The following is a 15,207-nucleotide window of genomic DNA, read 5'->3' as shown; positions in this document are numbered from 1 at the left end:
GCGTTGCTTGATGTGGTTTGGATTTGTTGTTCTCATTTTTACTTATAATTATATCGTCCATTTTCGCCATTGCAACCCTGTTACCCTAATAATTATAAGCAAATTTGTGAAAACTTGCATTCTCGGATAGCCTGTCAAGAGGTGACCCCTTTCCCCCTTCCTTGTCGGCTGGCCTGCCTTATCCCTTAATCATTATAGTTATTTGCGCTCCAGATACCCCTTACGCTGCCAGTCTGCATCGTAAATGGTAAAATGCCCGTCCTGCTCTTTTATGTACCCCTTGCGCTTACCCTGTTCATCGTAAACGTTGTAATACTGTTGCTCTGTTTGTGATACCGTTGAAGCGCACCCGGCGATAAGAAACACAAGAATTAAGAACAAAAGCTTTTTCATAAGTCGTTCCTCAGTCGTACTTCAAATAAAATATAACAAAAAGAAAACAAACTAAACAATAACACCCATGCTTTCTAACCACTGGTTTTACAGGCTACACAATAGCATATAAGAAGAAACAAGAAAAGGGGAAAAAACCGCTAAACTGTGGTAGAAATTACTGATTGTTATTTCTGCATGTATTTCGGATCGGAACTGTTACTCATTTTTAAGTTGAAGTTATTCATTATTATAGGGTAGAAATATAAGATACGTATTTGTATGGGTATTTCACAGATAAGGCATTGTTTAATAATATAGCGCATATAAAACAAACTTCCCGTGGGGGTTACAAACTTTAATCCGCAGAGAATCGTGCTGCATAAAACAAACGTTGTACTGAATATTTCCCGCATTAATTGAAAAAGAGAAAAAAATGGTAAACACCTTCTATAAAAATAGTTCAATTTATTTTGCCGCACCTTCTATCCAAAGAACAGAATTGCCCCCTGCCGGGTGGTTCTACATCAGAAGCGCTGTTTCGGCATTGATAGTAAAGATACGGAGATTGCAAGGTGTTTGAAATCATTGTCGGAAAAATCGCTGCCATTGCGTGCTCCCGTCCTAAAATAGTATTATTCATTGCCCTCCTGCTTACGCTCATTTCTTCGCTCTATACGGTAAAGTATTTAACCTTTAACCCTGACCGAAACTCCCTTATCTCAAAAGAAAAGGAATACAATAAAAGATTCCTGAAACTAATGGACGAATTTGGACAGGTTGATAGCCATATCATCGTCCTGGAATCAGAGAACACGGATGCTCTTATTAACGCTGCGGAACAAATTGCAAAAAGGCTAAAGAACAATCCACGCCTTATTAAAAATATTTTCTATAAAGTGAACAAAACAGATTTTGAGAAAAAGGGGCTCTTTTATCTTGAGGTTGAAGAACTTCTCAAAATAAAAAACGATTTGTTGCACACCCGGGAAAACAGGGCGCAATTACCTCAATCATACCACTACGAAGATATTTTCGCCCAATTTGAGCATTCACTGGCGCAGAAAACCCCTGCACAAACAACAGACGGCAGCACCACCACGGAAGATATCGACAGGCTTATCGCCCTTCTTCAGGGCATGAATAATAACCTCCGTGAAAACAATGCCATGCCGGAATCTCCATTGCAAACAGCGATGCAAGCTCCCGGCGGAATACCTTTTTCCCCCGCTGCTATGGCTCTCAGCAACACGCCGGATACCGCACATTACAACCTCTTTGATAACGGACGCATTCTCTTGATGGAGATAACGGTTAACGATATTGAAGGGTTATTGACGGGTACGGATTCCACCGGTTTTATCAGAAAACAAATTGCAGCAGCAAAAGAAATGTGTCCCGGAGTCGATATCGGCCTTACAGGAACCGTTGCTATGGAAGCCGACGAAATGGAAATTTCCCAGAAAGAAATGTTATACATTTCCATTGGCGCACTTGTGGGAGTTGCTATACTCTTTATTATCTCGTTCAATTCAATTGTAATGCCATTAATCGGCCTGCTCACCCTTTCATGTTCGATAAGCTGGACGTTCGGATTTACAACATTGGCAATCGGGTACTTAAATCTCTTTTCCATTGTATTTGCCGTTGTTTTAATCGGCCTGGGAATAGATTTCAGCATCCACCTCATGTTGCGTTACACAGAATACAGGAAACTCGGCCATGAAAAAAGGGACGCATTATGCAAATCAATGGAAAATACCGGAAAAGGCATCATCCTGGGTGCTGTTACCACGGCAATATCGTTTTACTCCACCCTGTTAATCGATTTTAAAGGATTAAGCGAGCTGGGGCTAATCGCGGGAACGGGAATTTTGCTCGCATTGATCTCTACGCTGTTTTTGCTTTCTTCGCTTATAATCTTATGTGACAAATTCATTACTGCAGAGAAAAAAATGTTTCCGGCGGCTTCATTATGCACCCCGGTAAAAAACTGGATGTTTCGTATCGTAGTTTCATGCAAAGTTCCACTGACGATTGTTTCCATATTGTTTGCAATTGGTTCATGCTTCTTTGTAAGGCACATAAAATTTGACGACAATCTGCTGAACCTCCTGCCACCCAACCTGGAATCGACCCGATACGCAATAAAAATTGTTCAATCAACCGGCACCGCCACATGGTTTGGGGCGATTGTCGCCCATACACCTGAAGAAGCTGAGAGGGTGTCCGAAAAACTCCTGCGACTTAAAAGCGTGGGAAAGGTAGAAAGCATTGCTTCGGTGCTCCCCGGCGAGCAGGAAAAAAAGACGGGCATTATAAAAGAATTGAATGCTATTGCACAAACAATACCTCTTCCTGAGAATGCCGGCGACGCAATACGATATCAGGAATTGAAAAACATTCTTGAACGGCTGCGATTCCGGCTCACTTTCGGCAAAAATATGGGGCTACTGAAAGAGGATAGCCATCCCCTGGCCGACCGCCTCCTCATCCTTAACAACAAAATAGATACCTTTTTGCGGAGTGCAGAAACTTTGCCGGAAGCAGAAATCGTGGAAAGATTGTCCAAAGGACAACGGACCATTCGTAAACATCTTGAATTCCTGAAGCATGGAATGGTTCCCGAACCCATGACCATAGACGATTTGCCCTACGGCCTGAAAGAACGATTTGTCGGGAAAACTGGGAAAAACATGATATATATCTTTCCCAAAGAAGACATCTGGACGGAAGGAAAACTGGGCGAGTTTGTATCGGAAATACGGAGTATACAGCCTGAAGCTACTGGTGCGCCATTTCAGATTTATGATACAAACAGATTAATCAAACGGGGGTTTCTGGTCGCCGGATGCTACACACTGGTTATTATTTTTGCGATCCTCATCTTCACCTATAGAAATATAATACTTACCCTGATCACGCTGTATCCACTGCTCTTGACGATTTTATGGACAATCGGATTTATGAAATTGTTCCGTATTCAGCCAAACCCGGCAAATGTCATCGCATTTCCACTGATACTGGGCATCAGCATTGATAACAGCATACACACCATGATGCGGTTAAACGAAAAAGAAGACGTTTGGATACATCAAACCAGCACGGGAAAGGCGATACTCGTATCTTCACTAACGACCATAATAGGCTTTGGGTCTTTGGCGCTGGCGTCTCACCGGGGGGTGTCGAGCCTTGGATTGATCCTCGCAATCAGCCTCTCGTGCAGCCTTGTGACGTCCATATTCATCCTGCCGTTTACCCTTTCACTCATACATGAGTACAGAAAAAAACGCACACGCCGCCTTTATGGCGAAAAAGCCGCTTAAGGGCAGGCAACCACATTTTGCAAGGGAATACATTAGTAACTTATCGTAAACACCTTAGTCTTTTGAAACTGGAAATTGTCATTTGTAGTGTGACTAACCTCGTCGCACTACATGAGAATTTATTGGAATTAGCTATTACGTGAAGAGTGAGCAGCAACCGTTTATTGCAAACGCTTCACCACTACGGTTTCACAAAACTAAAGTGTTGCAATGTTTTGGAGTTGTTTTGAATTTTATGCTTTGTAATTAGAATGTGCTTCTTAATTGGCCAATTATAGCTACGCGGCGCTCCGCATGGTCATTCGAGTTTTTTAATCCTCGCAATCTGTGCAATATGCCTCTATCCCGCAAGGGAACCGATTACCCTTTTTATTTGCTACCTTACGGCACGAACGTGATATTTGATGTTGGCATCTGTATAGGTGTAGTCGCAATATCCCGAATCAAACCTGACAACCCATGCCGTCCCTTCTTTTCTTATATCTGAAGTCCAGATTCTTTCCTGGTGGGGATCAAATAACTCATCGATGTTTAATCCAGTCTTTTTCTTTACTGATTGCATTAGCGACATGGCTTCCTCGGTGGTTGGCAAACGCCAGTCGTTATAACCCGCAAATTGGTCCCTGTTTAGTTGAGAAATATAGTGCTTTGCCTCTGCGTAATTCATTTCTTTTTGCGAACCGGATTGCTGCCATGCAATATGAACAGTCCGGTCATGCACAACTTTTCCCGCCTTTTGTATTTCATACGCGTGGGTAATTCCTTTTCCCAAAGGATTTCTTCGCGAATCAAATAGTCCTTTTTTTTTCAATACGGATTGTATCTTTTCCGGTGATAAGCCATTTTCCGGGGTATTGCGAAAGAATATTGCCGTAACTACACTGCCCGTTGGTACAACAGCATCAGTCTCCATTGCCGCAAACACAATGCTGTTAGCAGGCACTATTGCAATTAACACAAGGATTTTGAGTAAAGCAAGACTGCCCGGATAAAGAGCATGGCCTTTTTTCATATCTTCTCCGTTTGTGTTTCTATAGGTTCTTTTTAAACGAAATGATTCATAACCACCAAGGCATAGTAGTTCATCCCCGCTTTGTAGACAAACAAAGTTCATTTTGACCCCGCCTGCGGAGCTTGGGAGCGGGAACGAAAAATTCATGTAGTGCGACGAACCTCGTCGCACTACATTGTTGGAGTTTTTCAAAAGGCTAAAGTGTTACCTAAAATCGGATTTGTTTGACTATATCTTTGTATTGGGCAAAGATAAAAATCCTTCCTCACTTGAAATGAGGAAGGACGGTTATCTTTTAATAAAATACCGATTAAAAACATGGAAAAACAATTCACCGACAACGAACTTTTATTCGGCACTTTTATTTATAGAAAGTAGTGGCCTCTGTTTCTTCTACTGGCCTGTCAAGGCGATCATCCTGCATCGAGACTTTAAACCGTACATCCCCTTCGTTTAGGGCTTTTACAACAACCTTCCATGTTGCCTTTGCCTTTGGAGCCAAACTTGGTAGCGGATCAAAGCTGATAACCTTGCCATCACCTGAAAGACTACCACCGGTTGCGCCCGATGAGGACACATACTCCATGACGTCCTCGAGTGTGCATGACACTTTAACATTTTTGCTATGGGAAGACCCCTGGTTCGTTACCGTAACAATATAAGTTTCGTCCGCCCCAACTTCAATCGGGTCATGTACGTCAACTACTTCCAGCAATATAGCAGCAATACCCAGGACATCAGTCGTTGCCGTTGCCGATACGGCATCCGCACAGACCGCCTCAGCAGTGGCCCTGTTTAATACAGACCCAAGTCCGTTAGGACGCAAGGTAATACTTAGCTTTCTCGTATCTTTTGGATACAATGTACCCAGGTTCCAAGCGACCGAACCGGCAGACAGTACGCCGCCGGAACTTGCGTTTAAAAATGTTGCATTTGCGGGTATTGTGTCCTCTACTACCGTTGTTCCGGCATTACCATCTCCTACATTTTTTACTGCTATGTCGTATGTTATATCACGTCCGATATATATCTTGCCAGGCCCCTTCTTTGTAATCTGCAATTCCGGTTTTTGCACAACAGTGGTGGTTTTATTAGATTCAGCGCTTAATCCGGTGTCGGCAACTACTGTTGCAACGTTACTATACTCTCCTGTTTTATCGGAGGTTACGTTCAATGCAACCGTCCTTGATTCACCTGGAGCAAGAGTACCAATTTTTAGTACAACATTGGAAAGCCCATCGTGCGTTTTGAGTCCTTCAGGTAAAGATTCTTTTATCTCGACATTTTTGGCATATCCGGTTCCTGAATTCTGCACAACAAACGTAAAAGGTATCACGTCACAAATTAATACCGCCGGTGGCGTATTTTTGGTAAGCAGCAACTTTGGCTGTACTGCATTTGCAATGGAACAAAATGGAGGCAGATTATAGGTTACATCCGTACAGAAAGACATGGATCCCTCTTTCACCGGAACACCAAATACCCTAAATGATTTGTTTTCATCCGGAGACAACTCTCCCATGCTCCATTGTATAACATTTTCCTTTGTTATATCAGCTTTTGGAGTGGAATTTTTCATTTCAAAATTATTTGAAAGCGTTTCGATTACCTTTACATCCATCAGCTTCTGGCCTGAAACATTGGTTATCGTGATAACATAGTCGAATAATTGCCCTACCTGAGGTTCCGAAGGAAGGTTTTTATCGATAAGAACAAGCCCATGCTGTTTATCCGACATATGAAGTCTTTTATATTCGGCTGCGGCTTCCGATTTTGTTTCTTTTTTTACGGAAGATTTTTTTTCCGATGCTGCTTGGGTTTCATCGTATCCTCGCGTGGAAACAACTTCCTTCTCATTCGAAAAATACCTGTTTGTATAACTACATCCGTATAAAAATGGTAAAGTCGCAAAAAGAATATAAAGCAAAAATACGGCTCTTTTAAATTTATTCATATATAGTATCTCCATTAAATGAATCCTATTTAAACAATTTTATAGAAAGCAAAAAAGCCAGCAAAAAGAGCTGGCTTTTTTGCTTCTGTTTATGAGTACCCATAAGTATCATACTAACCACATTAACCGACCAATAAATAACTCCCGGCTTTTATAAGAAATTATTCATAGAAATGTGTGGCCTCGGTTTCTTCTACCGGCCTTGTCAAACGATCATCGGTCATATTAACTTTAAACCTTGCGTCACCGTCGCTCAAGGCTTTTACTTCAACCTTCCACGTTGCCGTTGCTTTTGGAGCCAGGCTTGGCAACGGACTAAATGTTACAGTCCTGCCTTCACCATCAATTGTCCCGCTAGTCACACCGCCGGAAGATATATATTCCATACTATCTTCCAGTGTACAGGTTATCCTGATATTTCTGCTGTGGTCAGTTCCCTGGTTGGTAACGGTAATAATGTATACCTCATCATGTCCCACCTCAATTGGATCATGTACGTCAACAACCTCAAGCAATATAGCGGAAATACCAGCAACATCTGTAGTTGCGGTTGCAGATACCGCTTCTGCACATACTGCCTCGGCAGTAACCTTGTTCTCAACTGTACCAATACCATTTGGCTGTACGGTAACACTTAATTTTTTTGAATCGTTTGGCTGTAAAGTACCCAGATTCCATTTTACACCGCCTGCCGACATTACTCCGCCATTGGTCGCATTCAGAAATGTAGCATTCGCAAGGATGGTATCTGTTACTACTGTTGCCGATGCCGGGCCATTTCCTATGTTGCTTACCGATATATCATAGGTAATGTTACGTCCAAGATAGATGTTATCAGGTCCTGTTTTTGCAATCTCCAACTTGGGCTGTAATACAACCGTGCTTGTTTTGTTTGACTCAATGCTTAATCCGCCATCCGCAACTGCTGTTGCAATGTTATGATATTCACCAATTCTTTCTGCTGTAACATTTAGTGTCGCCGTTCTTGACTCTCCAGGCGCAAGGGTACCGACCTTCAAGATCACACTGGCATGTCCGTCCTGGGTAGTTAATCCGTCAGGCAATGATTCTTTTATCTGAACATCCCTGGCCATTCCCGTTCCGCTGTTCTGTACTACAAAAGTCAATGGTATGGTATCGCAAAGCAATACAGATTCCGGAGCCTTTTTGGAAAGCAACAACTTTGGCTGCAATATTTCCGGTTCCAGGCAAATATCCGGCAACTGGTATTCAAGGTCGGTACAAAACGGCATCTTACCCTCTTTGGTAGGGGTACCTGCTAACCGGATAATTTTAGTTTCATGAGGCTGCAGTGTACCTAGTTCCCACACAGCAATACCTTCTTTCATGCTGTCGTTTATGCTTTGTGCCATATCAGGGTCTGCGCCTGTTATGGTAAAATTGCCTGGCAGGCTATGAATGACCTCTACATCATCAACCTTGCTGTCAATAAGGTTTGTTACTTTTATAACATATTCATAAGGAACACCCACTGCGCCTGTTCTGGGTGCTATTTTTTCCATATAAATAACGCTGCAACAATCCTTACTGCCTGTTGGGTATGCCATAGAGGTTATTAACATGTCAGATTTAGGCTCAGGTTTTGGTTTTTTGTCATGTATCGCTTCATAATGCCTGGAACCTGGTTCTTCGTTAATATGTCCGTGGTAATGTTTTCCTTTTTCGTCAGGATCGTGTTTAATACCACTTCCCCAGGAATTGCTTCCAATAACAGCCCACAATATAAAAAGCGGTACAACCAAGAACATCTTTCTTAAATGGTTAATTTTCAAAGTGATGCCTCCTTTCAATAACGGTAAAATCGTCTGGACTAAAATACTTAAATTCCCACAAAATCAGAACCGGTTTTAATGCCCCCCCAAGCGTGGTAAAAGTTATTTTTTTTGATTTAATCGAAACAAATAATTTCTATATTTCTCCGCAAACGTAACTATTCAGCGTAAACAATACACGACTCCTTCCCAAGCAGATACTTCACTATGTTCAGCACAAGGTTTGGGAACAAGTTGGCTTTACACTCCGGTAGTTTGGCAAATTACTTAGTTTTCTCAATTTATACTGCAAAGCAGATGCTTTTTCTCTATGTCCAATATAAACAGTTTTTTTTTCATGTCAATACCTGAAAATGGGGGTATTGAAAACATGTCTATAATGCTTTTTATCCGCTGGACATTCTAAATGAATGGTTCTCGCTTTTTAAAAATCAATTGCGGCTGGAATTTATTTGTCATTTGTTCTGTTAATAGAAGGCGGGGTTGAAAGGATAAAACGTTTGGTTCAGGTTGCAAACCTGAACCCGCGAATGTAGTTTCCAGTGCCATTACGTTCCCAAACATGAATTTGGAAACGAGTTGTGCTTCGGCAATTTAATAGATTACGCTGAATAGTTACAGTTTTCTTGTAAGTAAAGCCTAATCTATCGAGGGTATGTACCATTCCTTCGGGCGTATAGATTTTATTGAATGTTTGTTTTATATATTCAACAATTTCTTTTGCCGCGCTATAGTTGTTTTTCCTGTCTTCATCTGATTTAGCGGAATCTACCAGATTAGACCCTGCTCGAAGGGATTAAAAATGGTTAATGCTGCATGGATGCGGTGAGGAGTTTAGGCGGAGGTTATATATTTATTTATATTTTCAGCAATAGTATTCCACGTCCATTTTCGTTTTTCATCATCGGCTTCCAATAGCGTGATGCGGAATCCTTTCCTTGTGCAGCAAAAGCCTGTTAATGGCACAACGCATATCCCCGTTGCCCCGAGAAGATAATACACAAACCTTTTATCTACCTCCACACCACTTACTTTATCCAAGATGTATTTTTTAACAGCAATGTTTTCGATTGGCAGGGTTTGTTGGGCATTTAAAACACCATCCTTAAATACGATGGACATATAGAATGCACCCTGGGGTTTTACCACACGTATGCCATTTACCTTTGAAAAGATTTCGCATGCCTCATACGCACGGTGTTCATACCTCTCTCTACGCATTTTCAGATGCGCCTGATAATTTGGATTACCCATTATCAGTGGAATAGCATATTGGGGTAGGCTGGTAGAACACACTTCAAGCATTTTTGCGTTAATTAAACTTTTGATATAGTTCTTGAATTCCGGATTTGATTCCTGGTTGAACACCTCAATCCATCCACACCTGGAACCAGGCCATGGAAATTCTTTGGAAATGCCGCGCATTGCCATGCCGGGCACACCGCCGATTATTTCGCTGAGATTTACCGTTTCAGCGCCGTTATAAACGATATTTGCATATATTTCGTCACAGATGAGAAATAACTCATACCTCTTTGCAATTTCAACAATTTTTTCCAGGAAGGGACGCGGGTATACTGATCCTGTAGGATTGTCGGGATTGATGATAAGCATGCCGGCAATGGAATCGTTATACTTTATTTTATTTTCAATATCATTAAGATCCGGCAGCCAATTGTTTTCAGGGTCGAGATCATACGTAAGGTGATCATACCCGGAGTGGGCTGCCTCTGCTGACGAGTGAGTGGAATATGCTGGCGAAGGGCCAATCACACGCGCTTCCCTCTTCAAAAGACTGAAGATAGTGGAAACAGCATCGCCTAATCCGTTGAAAAAGATTATATCGTCCGGCGAAATTTGATACCCGCCGCGTTTGTTTACCTGATCGGCAAGGAATTTTCTCGTTTCGGGAACGCCCTGTGTGGCTACGTATCCATATGTTTTGTCTTCTGATACCAATTGAATAACTATGTCTTTTATCCATTGAGGGATTTTCTCTCCTTTTTGGACAGGATCCCCTATGTTCTCCCAGGTAATTTCGACGCCTAATTTTTTTAATTCGTTTGCTACCGCCACGATAGCTCTTATTTCATAGGTAAGGTGTCTCCAACCTTCATGTTCAATGCCTCTGCGCATAATCCTGCGTACCCTTCAAAAAAAAGAATGATTTTACTGATTAAATAAAATATATGATTACATATTTCCTGATAAAGTATTTTATAGGAAATAGTTACCGTGTGAAAAAAAAGAATAAAAAAACAAAAAAATGATTCTACAAATGTATTCCTGTACATGCAAGAAATATGTTTGTGAAGAGTGTTCGACAAACGGGTATTTTAAATGGTAAACTCGGTCTTTCACTAAGACCATAAAAGCGTAAAGCTTCTTTTGAAAGTATAGATTTCTTTAACTATAACCTTATTTCTTTGACTACACTATATACCTTACAGACACCTTTTTAAAATGAATGAGAGACGCAGTCTATGATGAAAAAATGTGTATTGGGAATTGATGGCGGGGGTACAAAGACCTCTTGCCTGCTTTCTGATGATACAGGAAAGATAATCGGGCAGGGGAGGGGCGGCCCTGCGAATCCCAATCTGGTTAATACTGATGGGATAATAGCCGCAATGCAGGAGTCTATTTCCTGCGCTATCCACTCATCGTCCGTTCCGGAATTCAGGATAGAAGCCTTGTGTGCAGGCTTAGCCGGGGTTGGAGAAGAAGAGACAAGGCATACAATGAGAAAGGTAATCTGTCAGGTAACAGACCGTTATGGTGAGGAGTCACGGTATAAACATTTATTTGCCGGAGATATGCAGATTGAGGTGTATACGGATGCAATTATTTCTCTTGTTGCCGGGGCAGGCAAGCGGCATGGAGTTGTGGTAATTTCCGGCACGGGTTCCATAGTGTATGGAGAACGTTTTGACGGAAAAACGGCAAAGGCAGGGGGTTGGGGCAATTTTCTGGATAATGAAGGGAGCGGTTACGAAATAGGGAAGATGGCTCTGCGGGCAATCATGAGGGCATACGACGGAAGGGACCGCCAAACCCATCTTGCGGAATATATCCTTAAGGAATTACACTTTAGCACACCGGCGGAAATGGCAGCGCATATTTTGAAAAAACCTCCGGAATACGCCCGTGTTGCCGGTATTGCAAAACTGGTACATAAAGCAGCAAAATCGGGTGATACCGTTGCGCTTCATATTTTAACAAATGCGGCCGATGAACTATGTCATGGAGTATTGGCGGTGGCAAAAGAACTTTCTTTTACGAAAGAAAGTTTTCCACTGGTACTAGCAGGTGGAGTATTGCGCAATAGCGATTTTGTCGAAAAACACCTTGTGCATAAAGTAAGGCAATCTGTGCCTGGGGCAATGCCGGTGTCGCTTGCGGAAGATCAGGCAAAAGGCGCGGTAATCCTGGCATTGAAGCTTGCCGGCATGGAAAAACCGCAGGGGAATTGTACCGGCGGGAATAGTGAAAGGAACGGCGGTGGCGGCATTTAAATTGTATCGACCAAGGGTTCGGCAGAGCAAGACACAGAATACGGTAATATTGTGGGGGAAATCGCTGTTGAACGCCCTCTTGTTCATTGCCGTATTCATGGTTGTTTTGCCATGTGCGGCGCATCGTATAATTACGGTAAAGGCGACGATCCCTCCGGCGATTGGCATATGGGGAGGAGGGATTCTTGTATGTGCCGGCATGGTTATGTGGATACACTGTCTTTGGGTTTTCAGTCATAAAGGCAGGGGGACTCCCCTCATGTTGGATGCGCCGAAAAATCTTGTTACCGGCGGGTTTTTCCGTATTGTGCGCAATCCGATTATGTTGGCGGAACTAATGATAATCTGGGGAGAAGTTCTCTTCTCTGCGAATCTGGGCATACTTATTTATGCGATAGTGATTAGTATGATAGCGCATATATTGGTTGTTTATTTTGAAGAGCCTGAGCTGAAAGGACGTTTTGGCAAGCAATACGAAGAGTATTGCCGGCAGGTCCCAAGATGGCTGCCTGGAATTAAAAGTAAACAAAGAAGAGAATAATGCAAAGATGGGTTATTGATGTGTCGATACCGAACAGTCAAAGAATTCCTATTGCAACACAACGGCCAGGTGGGTTAAACTAAAAAAACTTTACATTTTATATGATGCATCAATCACCCCTGATTTTAAGACCTCTCTACACTATTAACCAGGCAAACCCATAGCATTACTATACATTTTACCTTTTATTTTCGGGATATCGTTTTTTTGATTACGTATCCTTTTTGTTTATCCTTGTATTCTTTCGGAGTTACGTACTATGTTTGTAGATGAAGCCGTTATTTATGTAAAAGGCGGGGACGGGGGAAACGGCTGCGTCAGTTTCCGCAGAGAAAAATATGTACCACATGGCGGTCCGAATGGAGGCGATGGCGGGAAAGGGGGCGATATTATATTGCTGGCAAGCGAAAAGATAGAAACCCTTTTAGACATTACCTCCCGGGTCAAACACATTGCAGATAATGGCGGCCACGGAAAAGGATCGAACAAAAACGGCAAGGACGGAAAAGATATCGTCCTCTTATTGCCGCGAGGCACCTTAATAAAAGACAAAGAGAGCGGCCGTATCCTGAAGGACATGAGCACTGCGGGAGAAAGCATAGTCATCGCCAGAGGCGGAAAGGGCGGTAGGGGAAACAAGCATTTTGCCACCGCAACGAACCGCGTCCCCCGTGAGGCAGAAGATGGGCAGCCCGGCGAGGTACGGTGGCTGATTTTAGAGCTAAAACTTTTTGCGGACGCCGGTCTTATTGGTATGCCCAACGCGGGAAAATCTACATTGCTCTCACGCATTTCCAAAGCAAGACCAAAAATAGCAGATTATCCCTTTACCACATTACAACCACAACTGGGTGTTGTAGAAATAGAAAACTTTCGGCGCTTTATCGTCGCAGACATCCCCGGCCTCATAGAAGGCGCACATAAAGGGATAGGGCTTGGAGACGAATTTTTACGGCATATTGAGAGAACAAAGGTGCTGGTACACATGCTGGACGTATCTGTTTTCCCGGAAAAAGACCCGTCGGAAGCATACCGTATTATCCGCAATGAATTAAAGCAATACAATCCAAAACTCACGGAAAAGACCGAAATTGTTGTGGCGAATAAAATGGATCTCCTTGACGAAGAAACGGGCGCTGCATGCATTAAAAAGCTTGAAGAAAATATTTCCCAGACTGTCTGCCCCGTCTCAACAATAACTGGGAAAAATTTGAGTAGCCTGATTTATTTGTTGTCCAAAACATTACAAAAAGACACTGCTTAACCGGGAGCGGCGCCATGTGGCTGGCAATTGATATTGGCAATACAAACATTCACGCCGGAGTTTTTGAGGGGGACGTTTTACTCACACCCTTTTCCCTCAGTAGCAGCGAGCCGCATATGCTGCATGATAGTTTCGCAAAAGCAATATCCACTTGTTCTCTCAAAAACAGTGTTTCTGCAGTGATTATTTCCTCCGTAAACCCAAAACCGGAAGAGGTGCTCTTCGAATGCATAAAAACCCGGTTACATACGTCGCCCCAGAAAATCGGAAAAGATATTCCCATTCCTTTGTCTGTTTTTGCAGAGTACCCGGAGAAAATTGGCGCCGACAGATTGATGAATGCGGTTGCCGCATATGAACGATTCCATGATTCGGCAATAATAATTGACGCCGGCACTGCAATTACTGTTGACGTTATAAATAATCACGGCGCCTTTCTCGGCGGTATTATTGCTCCCGGCATGGCTATTTCTTCAAAGACATTACACCATGCTACTGCTCTGCTGCCAGAAGTATCCATCACGAAAAAACCGGATACTATTTTAGGGAGAAACACCATCGAAGCAATACGGTCAGGAATTTACTGGGGCGCAATCGGAATGGTAAAACAATACATTGAAATGATTTGCAAGGAGCTCCGCGATACACCGGCAATCATTGCAACAGGGGGAAGCGCACCTATACTGGCGCGGGAGATACCGGCAATCGCCTCCGTAACGCCGCACCTGACGCTGGAAGGCATCCAATGGACGTACAAGGCATGGCGGGAGAGATGCAGGTAAACGGTTCGCTCCTGCGCTGATCGGATATCTTTTATGGCGTCCTATCCTGCCAAAAACAAGCTTCTTTTGTAAGTGCATACCGGCAACACGTTTCCCCCAAAAACCACCTTGATACTACTATCCCTGTTACCGGTTTCCCGGCTATTACGCTTTTTTTGAGATTTTTTTTAACAGGTTTTTAAACCGAAGGTCTTTTCTAAGAACCGCAAGGTCTTTGTCGTTTTTAATATAGTAAATATCGTTGTAGCCCAAATCTATTGCCTTTTCCAGCGCAATAAACGCTTCTTCCGTATTTTTAAGCAATGCATAGCTGCATGCCAGATTGTAATGTACAAACGGGTCATCTTTTTGCAGGCGGCACAATTTCAGATCAATCAGAAGACCCTTTTCATACCTGCCCGTTTCAGTGTAAGCATTGCCTAAATACATAAGACATTCAACATAATCCGGTACCTTTTCAATGATCCCTTCGAAAAACCAGATAATAAACTCTTCCCCCTCCTTTTGAAATTCAGGAGCACGAAGGGTGAAGTTATACTTGGGCAGTCTTATTGGTGAAAGCGCCCTTTTTTTTGATTCTGTTTTCATTTGAACAATCCACCCTGTATTATGTGTACGCTGTTAAAGAAACATTGCGTCAATCCCTAT

At 42.7% G+C, this 15,207-nt stretch carries 12 protein-coding genes; 6 read left to right on the top strand and 6 right to left on the bottom strand.

Annotation, left to right across the window (positions count from 1 at the left end; all coding sequences use genetic code 11):
• Positions 1-198: 198 nt before the first annotated feature.
• Positions 199-393 (bottom strand): hypothetical protein, encoded by a 195-nt coding sequence (locus tag ABJL82_RS06050; protein ID WP_347273829.1) that lies wholly within the window; start codon positions 391-393, stop codon positions 199-201.
• Between the two features lie 415 nt (positions 394-808).
• Between ABJL82_RS06050 and ABJL82_RS06045 the strand changes: the two genes are divergently transcribed.
• Both ABJL82_RS06045 and ABJL82_RS06040 read left to right on the top strand, forming a co-directional pair.
• Complete coding sequence (locus tag ABJL82_RS06045; RefSeq protein ID WP_347273828.1) at positions 809-955, top strand: hypothetical protein; 147 nt, start codon at positions 809-811, stop codon at positions 953-955.
• On the top strand, positions 948-3,698 hold the full coding sequence (locus ABJL82_RS06040; protein WP_347273827.1) for an MMPL family transporter: 2,751 nt from the start codon (positions 948-950) through the stop codon (positions 3,696-3,698). Before ABJL82_RS06045 ends, ABJL82_RS06040 begins: the two co-directional genes overlap by 8 nt.
• Positions 3,699-4,074: 376 nt before the next feature.
• On the opposite strand, the gene ABJL82_RS06035 is transcribed toward ABJL82_RS06040, so the two are convergent.
• From ABJL82_RS06035 to ABJL82_RS06020, 4 genes are all read right to left on the bottom strand, one after another.
• Positions 4,075-4,812 (bottom strand): DUF1566 domain-containing protein, encoded by a 738-nt coding sequence (locus tag ABJL82_RS06035; RefSeq protein WP_347273826.1) that lies wholly within the window; start codon positions 4,810-4,812, stop codon positions 4,075-4,077.
• A gap of 259 nt (positions 4,813-5,071) precedes the next feature.
• The gene (locus tag ABJL82_RS06030; protein WP_347273825.1) at positions 5,072-6,664 is read right to left on the bottom strand and encodes a CARDB domain-containing protein; all 1,593 of its coding nucleotides are present in this window, start codon (positions 6,662-6,664) and stop codon (positions 5,072-5,074) included.
• 161 nt (positions 6,665-6,825) lie between these two features.
• Positions 6,826-8,457, bottom strand: coding sequence for a CARDB domain-containing protein (locus ABJL82_RS06025; RefSeq protein WP_347273824.1), 1,632 nt, complete (start codon positions 8,455-8,457; stop codon positions 6,826-6,828).
• Between the two features lie 834 nt (positions 8,458-9,291).
• Positions 9,292-10,593: a pyridoxal phosphate-dependent aminotransferase gene (locus ABJL82_RS06020; protein ID WP_347273823.1), complete on the bottom strand. Its 1,302-nt coding sequence runs from the start codon at positions 10,591-10,593 to the stop codon at positions 9,292-9,294.
• A gap of 347 nt (positions 10,594-10,940) precedes the next feature.
• On the opposite strand from ABJL82_RS06020, the gene ABJL82_RS06015 reads away from it, so the two are divergent.
• The 4 genes from ABJL82_RS06015 (at position 10,941) to ABJL82_RS06000 (ending at position 14,559) form a co-directional block, all read left to right on the top strand.
• Positions 10,941-11,972, top strand: a complete 1,032-nt coding sequence (locus ABJL82_RS06015) for a BadF/BadG/BcrA/BcrD ATPase family protein (protein ID WP_347273822.1) — start codon at positions 10,941-10,943, stop codon at positions 11,970-11,972.
• Positions 11,944-12,513, top strand: a complete 570-nt coding sequence (locus tag ABJL82_RS06010; RefSeq protein WP_347273821.1) for an isoprenylcysteine carboxylmethyltransferase family protein — start codon at positions 11,944-11,946, stop codon at positions 12,511-12,513. The genes ABJL82_RS06015 and ABJL82_RS06010 overlap by 29 nt, the downstream gene beginning before the upstream one ends.
• Positions 12,514-12,772: 259 nt before the next feature.
• The gene (obgE, locus tag ABJL82_RS06005) at positions 12,773-13,777 is read left to right on the top strand and encodes a GTPase ObgE (RefSeq protein ID WP_347273820.1); all 1,005 of its coding nucleotides are present in this window, start codon (positions 12,773-12,775) and stop codon (positions 13,775-13,777) included.
• 14 nt (positions 13,778-13,791) lie between these two features.
• Positions 13,792-14,559, top strand: a complete 768-nt coding sequence (locus ABJL82_RS06000) for a type III pantothenate kinase (RefSeq protein WP_347273819.1) — start codon at positions 13,792-13,794, stop codon at positions 14,557-14,559.
• 144 nt (positions 14,560-14,703) lie between these two features.
• Here ABJL82_RS06000 and ABJL82_RS05995 read toward each other — a convergent pair whose 3' ends face one another.
• Positions 14,704-15,147 carry a hypothetical protein gene (locus ABJL82_RS05995; RefSeq protein ID WP_347273818.1) on the bottom strand — a complete coding sequence of 148 codons (444 nt, stop codon included), beginning with the start codon at positions 15,145-15,147 and terminating at the stop codon, positions 14,704-14,706.
• Positions 15,148-15,207: the final 60 nt, after the last annotated feature.

It is taken from the genome of Candidatus Kuenenia sp., assembly GCF_039794105.1.
In the GTDB taxonomy this organism is placed as follows: domain Bacteria; phylum Planctomycetota; class Brocadiia; order Brocadiales; family Brocadiaceae; genus Kuenenia.
The sequence above is the reverse complement of the archived record's forward strand: the minus strand, read 5'-3'. Positions and strand labels throughout refer to the sequence as shown.

Bases quoted from the DNA above. Each gene is read 5' to 3' on its own strand.
- ABJL82_RS06050 (WP_347273829.1), bottom strand. From the start codon at position 393: ATGAAAAAGCTTTTGTTCTTAATTCTTGTGTTTCTTATCGCCGGGTGC.
- obgE (WP_347273820.1), top strand. From the start codon at position 12,773: ATGTTTGTAGATGAAGCCGTTATTTATGTAAAAGGCGGGGACGGGGGA.
- ABJL82_RS06035 (WP_347273826.1), bottom strand. From the start codon at position 4,812: ATGAACTTTGTTTGTCTACAAAGCGGGGATGAACTACTATGCCTTGGT.
- ABJL82_RS06030 (WP_347273825.1), bottom strand. From the start codon at position 6,664: ATGAATAAATTTAAAAGAGCCGTATTTTTGCTTTATATTCTTTTTGCG.
- ABJL82_RS06000 (WP_347273819.1), top strand. From the start codon at position 13,792: ATGTGGCTGGCAATTGATATTGGCAATACAAACATTCACGCCGGAGTT.
- ABJL82_RS06015 (WP_347273822.1), top strand. From the start codon at position 10,941: ATGATGAAAAAATGTGTATTGGGAATTGATGGCGGGGGTACAAAGACC.
- ABJL82_RS06020 (WP_347273823.1), bottom strand. From the start codon at position 10,593: ATGCGCAGAGGCATTGAACATGAAGGTTGGAGACACCTTACCTATGAA.
- ABJL82_RS06045 (WP_347273828.1), top strand. From the start codon at position 809: ATGGTAAACACCTTCTATAAAAATAGTTCAATTTATTTTGCCGCACCT.
- ABJL82_RS05995 (WP_347273818.1), bottom strand. From the start codon at position 15,147: ATGAAAACAGAATCAAAAAAAAGGGCGCTTTCACCAATAAGACTGCCC.